This window comes from Vibrio sp. SCP2, assembly GCF_059295395.1.
On record NZ_JCAFVV010000009.1, the window covers coordinates 131,332 to 138,302 of the forward strand.

Below are 6,971 nucleotides of genomic sequence, written 5' to 3' on the forward strand. Positions count from 1 at the left end.
GTGATAAGGACGTTAGTTGTCATCCTTAGTTTGGTGGTGTTAGGTGGTTGTGCCACTGCGCCACCAAAAAATCAGACCAACCTGTGCGAAATATTTCGTGAAAAACCAGATTGGTATGACGATGCGTTAGACATGCAAGAAGAGTGGGGAACCCCTATTCAGGTCGCCATGGCGTTTATCAAGCAAGAAAGCAGCTATCGCCATGATGCCAGACCGCCGAAAGACTATATTCTAGGCATCATTCCTTGGGGGCGTGTGAGCAGTGCTTATGGTTATGCGCAGGCTCAAGACCCTGCATGGGAAGATTTTCAGAAGGCGACCAATCATGGTGGTTCGAGAACCGATTTTTCAGACGCAATGATGTTTGTTGGCTGGTATACGGATGCCACGCAAAAGCAGTTGGGCGTATCTAAGTGGGATGCCTATAATCAATATCTCGCTTATCATGAAGGGCGCGGGGGCTTTAAAAGAAAAAGCTATCAAAGTAAGCCTTCATTGGTGAAAGTCGCTCGTAAAGTGGAGCAACAAGCAAAGGATTATGGTTGGCAACTCAAGCAGTGCCGACAAGAATTAGAAGACAATAGAAGCTGGTTCTTTTAAGAGCAGTAAACATGGAGAAGTACAATGCCGTTATTAGATAGTTTTACCGTAGACCACACACGTATGAATGCACCTGCTGTTCGTGTGGCAAAAACCATGACGACACCAAAAGGTGACACCATTACGGTATTTGACCTACGCTTTACCGCACCAAATAAAGATATCTTGTCAGAGAAAGGGATTCATACTCTAGAGCACCTTTACGCTGGCTTTATGCGTAATCACCTGAATGGTGATGCTGTAGAAATTATCGATATTTCTCCAATGGGCTGTCGTACAGGTTTTTACATGAGCCTGATTGGTACGCCGCAAGAGCAGCAAGTCGCCGATGCTTGGCTATCTGCAATGCAAGATGTGTTAAAAGTTGAAAGCCAGAACAAAATCCCAGAACTCAATGAGTACCAATGTGGTACGGCGGCCATGCACTCGCTAGATGAAGCGAAACAGATTGCTGAAGCTATTCTTGCGGCCGGAGTTTCGGTTAATAAAAATGATGAGCTAGCGCTGCCAGAAGAGATGCTAAAAGAGCTTAAAATAGACTAGCTATCGGATAAAAGCGAAAGGGAAAGCATTTAGCTTTCCCTTTTTGTATGTACTTAACCAAACGCTAGTTAGCTTTTGGTAGGACGACGACTTGGGTCTTGGCCCATATATCGTGAAAACCGCGTTTTTTAGGGTCGATTGGTACAGTCAAATTCGCTAGGCCAAAACCTGAAGTACCGATGCGAATCAACGCCTGAGTCACAGTCACCGGAGAGCCATCATTACTGCGCATGTGCAACTTCCATGCTCGCATCCCCAACGTTTGGCCTGCGCGAGTCCAGAAAAAGACAAAGAAGTAGATCCAAACAAAGGCTAAGTAAGCAGTATAAATAGGGCTCCAAATTGGATGGTTAGTTAGAAAGTCACTGACATCCTCAAACCCACCAAGGCCAAACAGTCCCATTGCCATCAAAGCATGTAAAATTGCGACGACAACACCCGCCGCCATCATTTCTACAGCAATGATAATTAATCCATCATATAACAGCGCACCAAGGCGGCGAAAAAGCCCTGCTGGTGGCAATGCCTCTGTTGCAGACATAACACTCACTTACTTAAAACAAAATAAGCCGACAGAATATAGTGTCCCTAAAGCGCTGAAAAGAGAGTTTGCCCACAGACTTTTCAATTCGTGAAGTGAGACCGATAGCGCTTCAGTGAGCGGTTTCTCTAGCTAGGTTTTTATCTACTGGTTTGGCACTTTTTAGACCCAATAGCAGGCCAGCATTGCTACGAGTAAGACAAAAATTGCAGAAACGTGGCGAAATTATCAGCAAACAACGGTTATCTAAGGTTTTTCTCCTTGCAGAGCTTAAATGCATACGTATAATGCGAAGCATCAAAGGACAAAGTCCTAAGATGCCGGTGTGGTGAAATTGGTATACACGACGGATTCAAAATCCGTTGCCTTCGGGCGTGGCGGTTCAAGTCCGCCCACCGGTACCATACATAGAAAGGTCGCTTTTATAGCGGCCTTTCGTCGTTTTGGGGCTTATATCTACTGAGCTGCATTGTTCAAGCACCCCTGTTGAACTATCGTTGCTGAATCTACTTTCCTTCACCCGACTTCTTGAGAGCTCTCTATAATTTTCTTCGGCTCTTTCGCAAACTAGCTAACTCCAAAGGGCTAGCCTATTTAACTCTAGTCCAACTAACTAAATACCGAAATAAACCAAGCTTTTTACCGCTTTGCTGGTCTCTCAAACATAGGGGAGACATTTCCATTATTGATGGCTCATTGCATTCTACGGGGCCAAAAATTCAAACTCCCACACTATCTAATGATTAATAATCAATATTTACAATGACTTATCAGTATGTTGTTAGGTTTGTTAATAGTGTGATCAATATTAAAAGTTGAATGCAAATAGCGAGCATTACTTAATCATGGTGTTACATTCGTCTCATTTATAAAACAGTGGTAAATGATATGAATGTTCTGCATAGCTTTAAAGGAAGAATCATTGCCGTCGTTATACTATTACTGACGGTGTCTTTGACAGTATCCAGCTTCCTCTCTTATCGACAAATCTCTTCGTCTATCCATGAACGAGTGAATGAGTACTCGATGCTAAAAATTAGCACGACCAGTGACACAATTTTGACTTGGATAGATACCATTAAATCAGGCTTGGTATCGAACGCGCCTGATTTTGTTCCCGATTACAATGATGCCCAGATTCTGTTGATGATTAGGCAGATTGCTAATACATCTCCAGCATCTGACATACTGGTTGGCTATGAAGATGGACGTTCCTACGGTAATAACAGTGGCAAAAGAGATCTCACAAAATATGATCCAAGGGTTCGTGACTGGTACAAAAAAGCCAAGCAGAAAGGTTCGACTATTGTTACCGATATATATAGTGATGCCTTAACGAAGAGCTTAATGGTGAGCGTTGCTGAACCTTTTTACTCACAAGGTCAATTGAAAGGAGTGCTGTTAGCTGACATAGAATTAGGTTTGCTTGATGAGCTAGTAAGGAAGGCACCATTCCCAGGGGCTATGATGGGATTGTATGATCAGACTAGTCTTACCATCGCATCTAATGGTGAAGTCGATGTACCAGGTGTAACTCAGTTGTATGATTTCTCTGACCTCAATCCTTTAACTGATGCTTTGTTGTCACAAAGTACAGGTATGATGGATTACAGCTTAGGAGGCGTCGAAAAAGTTGCATTCTTTCAGACTCTACCACTAGATGATAGAGTTAGCTGGCATCTACTAGTTGGTGTTAACAAGTCTATTGCTTATGCAGAAGTTGATGAGGCACTTAAAACATCCCTTTATACTGCTCTGACTTTATTGGTCATTTCTTTCGTCATTTTCTTTGCCATCCTAAGCTACGCATATAGACCAATACTCGCTCTGAAAAGTACCGTATTAGATCTCTCACAAGGCAACGGAGATTTAACTCGTCGCTTAGATGTGAATACTCAAGATGACTTGGGTCAGATCGCTCAGGCTGTGAATACTTTCATAGGCAACCTTCAAACAATGATGATAGAAGTGTCTCAATCTTCTAAACATATATCTGACAATATTGAATTGCTGAATGCGCAGACAGAAAGTAATGATCAAGTCCTGACTTCCCATGCGATGGAAACGACTCAAGTTGTAACTGCAATGAACGAGATGAGTTCTACTGCGGAAAGCGTGGCGCAAAGTGCTTCTCAGACGGCGGAATTTACCAAAGTGACTAACGACGAAGCCGAGCAGTCAAAGCTGGTGGTTGCAAGTGCAGTGCGCAGCGTGGCGGATTTGATTGAAGAAGTTGAGGCCATGGCTAACAGTATTCAATCAATGAACGAAGATTCTCAGAAGATTGGTTCTGTACTCACTGTTATTGGTGAAATCGCGGATCAGACTAACTTATTAGCGCTCAACGCGGCCATTGAAGCGGCAAGAGCCGGTGAGCAAGGACGTGGATTTGCAGTGGTTGCTGATGAAGTAAGAGCACTGGCGGCCAGAACTCAGCAAAGTACATCTGAGATCAATAACATGCTTGCCAACCTTAATGAAGGGACCAAAACGGTTGTTAAAGCGATGGATGAAACCAAGCAACGATGCCACAAAACTGCTGAAACGACAGAAAACGTGAATGAAAGCCTAGACCTGATGGTGAGCTCAATTGTACGTATCAATGATTTGGGCTTAGAGATCGCAACAGCTGCTGAACAGCAAAACTCTGTCACTGAAGAAGTAAGCCGAAATATGACCACAATCCAAGGAATGGTTGATGAACTGACGTCAAATAGTTCTCAAACGATGGCAAGTACTGTCGATTTAGCACAAAGTAATCAACAGTTATCAGCAATCGTTCGTCAATTTAAACTGCAATAACTAGATTTGTGTTTGGGTAAATAGGCTAAGCTCAGTAAATCTCTAATGAAGACCGTCAATGTACGGTCTTTTTCTGTGTTTGTAGCTAAAGTTTTGGGACTTTATTTCTTGGTATTGAGTAACAGTTTTTACTGAAAAAGCTAAAATTTTCTGCTAGTTAGAAAATGATTGTCTATCTTTAAAGTAACAACATGGAGATAGAGAATGTATCAACTTACCCCTTACTTATTTTTTGCTGGTCGTTGTGAAGAAGCGCTCGATTTTTACCACAAGTGTTTTGCAGGTGTCGTAGTCACTAAGCAGTTATTTAAAGATGCTCCTCAACAAATTGAGGGAGCGGACCCTAACTGGGTAATGCATGCAGAGTTTGAAGCATTTGGCATGAAGCTGATGCTCTCTGACGGAATATTAGCTCAAGAGCGCAGTGGGAATAATATCGCGCTTGCTATTGTGATGACTGACCTTGACGAGCAGGCACGTGTTTTTGACAAATTGTCCCACGGTGGGCATATCATGATGCCACTTGCCGATGCGCCTTGGGGGGCCCGCTTTGGCAAAGTTGAAGATAAGTTTGGAGTTCGTTGGATACTTAACTGTGACTTAGTCAGGTAACAAAAAGACACAAACCGACGTGTTATTGATCTCTCATTAACATTCACTCGTGATGAATTCAGGTTTTCAATCATCTAAAATTATAAATTGGTTAGTAAAAGATAAGTTGTATATAGATCGTGGCCAGCATCAAGATAACAGTAGATAGACTACAGCCAGGGTTGCATATTCGACTTCCGGTCAAATGGAATGAGCATCCCTTCTTATTTAATAGTTTCAAGATAAAAGACGAAGACCAGATTCGCATGATTCGCCATTTGGGGATCAAACACGTCTTTATTAACCCCTCTCAGAGTGATACTCAGCCACTGCCAGTAGCGGAAGAACAGGCGAGTGAGGGAGTAGAGCAGGTTCTGCATGAAGAAATCGATCTTGAGGCGCAAAAACTGTGGAAAGAAAAGCAAGATAGAATTGAAAAGCTCAGCGCTTACCGTAGACGTGTCATAAATTGTGAAAAAGAGTTTGAGCGTTCTCTATCGAGAATGCGAGCGGTGATGAACAAGATTCGTAACCGTCCTGAACAAGCCGTTGATGAAGCAAGCCAGTTAGTCAACGATATAGTCGATAAACTGTTGAGTGATGATAACGTCACGCTTCATCTTATGAATGGCAAGAGCGAGTTTGAAGACATCTATTTCCATTCTCTCAATGTATCTGTCGTTGCAATGATGATCGCGAAGGCAAAGCAGTTAAGTGCGGACCAGATTAAAGAGGTAGCCTTTGCCTCTCTATTTCATGACATGGGGAAAGTAAAAGTACCCACTGCAATATTACGTAAGCCGACACCTTTAACGGAACCTGAGAAAAACTATCTTAAGTTACATACCAAGTATGGTTTGGAAATCGCGGCTAATATGGATAGCTTTCCCGAGAGTGCCAGAACCGTGATTGCTCAGCACCATGAGCTAAACGATGGGTCAGGTTATCCTGAAGGTCTTAAAGAAGAACAAATAGATGAACTGACTCAAATTGTCTCTGTGGCTAATGCTTATGATAATTTGTGTCATAGCAATATCCCTTCAGAGCAAAAGATTCCATATGTTGCGCTTTCCCACTTATATAAGAACTGTAAGCATCATTATAACAATGAGAATCTGAGTCTCTTAATCAAGTTTATGGGAATCTATCCGCCAGGAACGGTGGTGCAGTTATCGAATGATATGGTTGGTTTGGTGATTTCAGTAAATGCGCAAAACATCCTTCACCCTAATGTACTGATCTATGATCCGTCAGTTCCTAGAACACAAGCCCCGATTATCGACTTGGCAGAGAAAGAGATAAAGATAGTTAATGCCATTCTACCGACCAAGTTGCCAGATAAAGTGAGAGAGTATTTAAACCCGCGCTCGCGAATTTCTTATTTCTTCGACTCTGATGACTAGTTATACACAGGATTTTGTGGATAACGCTTGGTTAAGTTGAGTGTAAAATGGGTGTAAATTAGAGCCTGATTGATAAGTGTTCAGTCAGGCTTTTTTTATGAAAAAAATGCATTTTTTTGCTTGCCTTAAAAATGGAACTCCCTATAATGCGCTTCCACTGACACGGCAGACGCCACAAGGCTTCAGCGGTAGTCAGAGAGGTGAAAAGCTTCTGAGAAATAAATTTGAAAAAGTGTTTGACTCTTCAAATTAACTCGCTAGAATGCACCTCCGCTTTGAGAGAAAAACTTCTCACAAAGCAAAGTTCTTTAACAATATAAACCTATCAATCTGTGTGGGCACTCGTTGATGATAATCCAAATAGTTTCTTCGGAAACAATTTAGGTTTCAATGAAACGAAGTGACCATTGAATCTTCGGATTCAGCACAGTCAATTCAAACATTACTTTATGTAATGTTCAGTATTCATTGAGCCGAACAAAATCTTAAAT

General features: G+C 42.1%; 6 protein-coding genes and 1 tRNA gene. 6 read left to right on the forward strand and 1 reads right to left on the reverse strand.

What is annotated here, in order from left to right; genetic code table 11:
- Window positions 1-600: a transglycosylase SLT domain-containing protein gene (locus tag AC5O63_RS19275; RefSeq protein ID WP_038197165.1), complete on the forward strand. Its 600-nt coding sequence runs from the start codon at window positions 1-3 to the stop codon at window positions 598-600.
- Window positions 601-624: 24 nt separating this feature from the next.
- Window positions 625-1,143 (forward strand): S-ribosylhomocysteine lyase, encoded by a 519-nt coding sequence (gene luxS / locus AC5O63_RS19280; protein ID WP_171325048.1) that lies wholly within the window; start codon window positions 625-627, stop codon window positions 1,141-1,143.
- Window positions 1,144-1,207: 64 nt separating this feature from the next.
- Here luxS and AC5O63_RS19285 read toward each other — a convergent pair whose 3' ends face one another.
- Window positions 1,208-1,684, reverse strand: coding sequence for an RDD family protein (locus AC5O63_RS19285; RefSeq protein ID WP_494505953.1), 477 nt, complete (start codon window positions 1,682-1,684; stop codon window positions 1,208-1,210).
- 319 nt (window positions 1,685-2,003) lie between these two features.
- On the opposite strand from AC5O63_RS19285, the gene AC5O63_RS19290 reads away from it, so the two are divergent.
- From AC5O63_RS19290 to AC5O63_RS19305, 4 genes are all read left to right on the forward strand, one after another.
- Window positions 2,004-2,088, forward strand: a tRNA-Leu gene (locus AC5O63_RS19290).
- Window positions 2,089-2,572: 484 nt separating this feature from the next.
- Complete coding sequence (locus AC5O63_RS19295; protein WP_494505954.1) at window positions 2,573-4,486, forward strand: methyl-accepting chemotaxis protein; 1,914 nt, start codon at window positions 2,573-2,575, stop codon at window positions 4,484-4,486.
- 204 nt (window positions 4,487-4,690) lie between these two features.
- The gene (locus AC5O63_RS19300; protein WP_004748178.1) at window positions 4,691-5,098 is read left to right on the forward strand and encodes a VOC family protein; all 408 of its coding nucleotides are present in this window, start codon (window positions 4,691-4,693) and stop codon (window positions 5,096-5,098) included.
- A gap of 119 nt (window positions 5,099-5,217) precedes the next feature.
- Entirely contained in the window at window positions 5,218-6,480 is a 1,263-nt protein-coding gene (locus AC5O63_RS19305; protein WP_494505955.1) for an HD-GYP domain-containing protein, read from the forward strand.
- The last annotated feature ends 491 nt before the right edge of the window (window positions 6,481-6,971 follow it).

Coding starts and splice junctions, on each gene's coding strand:
- AC5O63_RS19285 (WP_494505953.1), bottom strand. CDS start 1,684: ATGTCTGCAACAGAGGCATTGCCACCAGCAGGGCTTTTTCGCCGCCTT.
- AC5O63_RS19295 (WP_494505954.1), top strand. CDS start 2,573: ATGAATGTTCTGCATAGCTTTAAAGGAAGAATCATTGCCGTCGTTATA.
- AC5O63_RS19300 (WP_004748178.1), top strand. CDS start 4,691: ATGTATCAACTTACCCCTTACTTATTTTTTGCTGGTCGTTGTGAAGAA.
- luxS (WP_171325048.1), top strand. CDS start 625: ATGCCGTTATTAGATAGTTTTACCGTAGACCACACACGTATGAATGCA.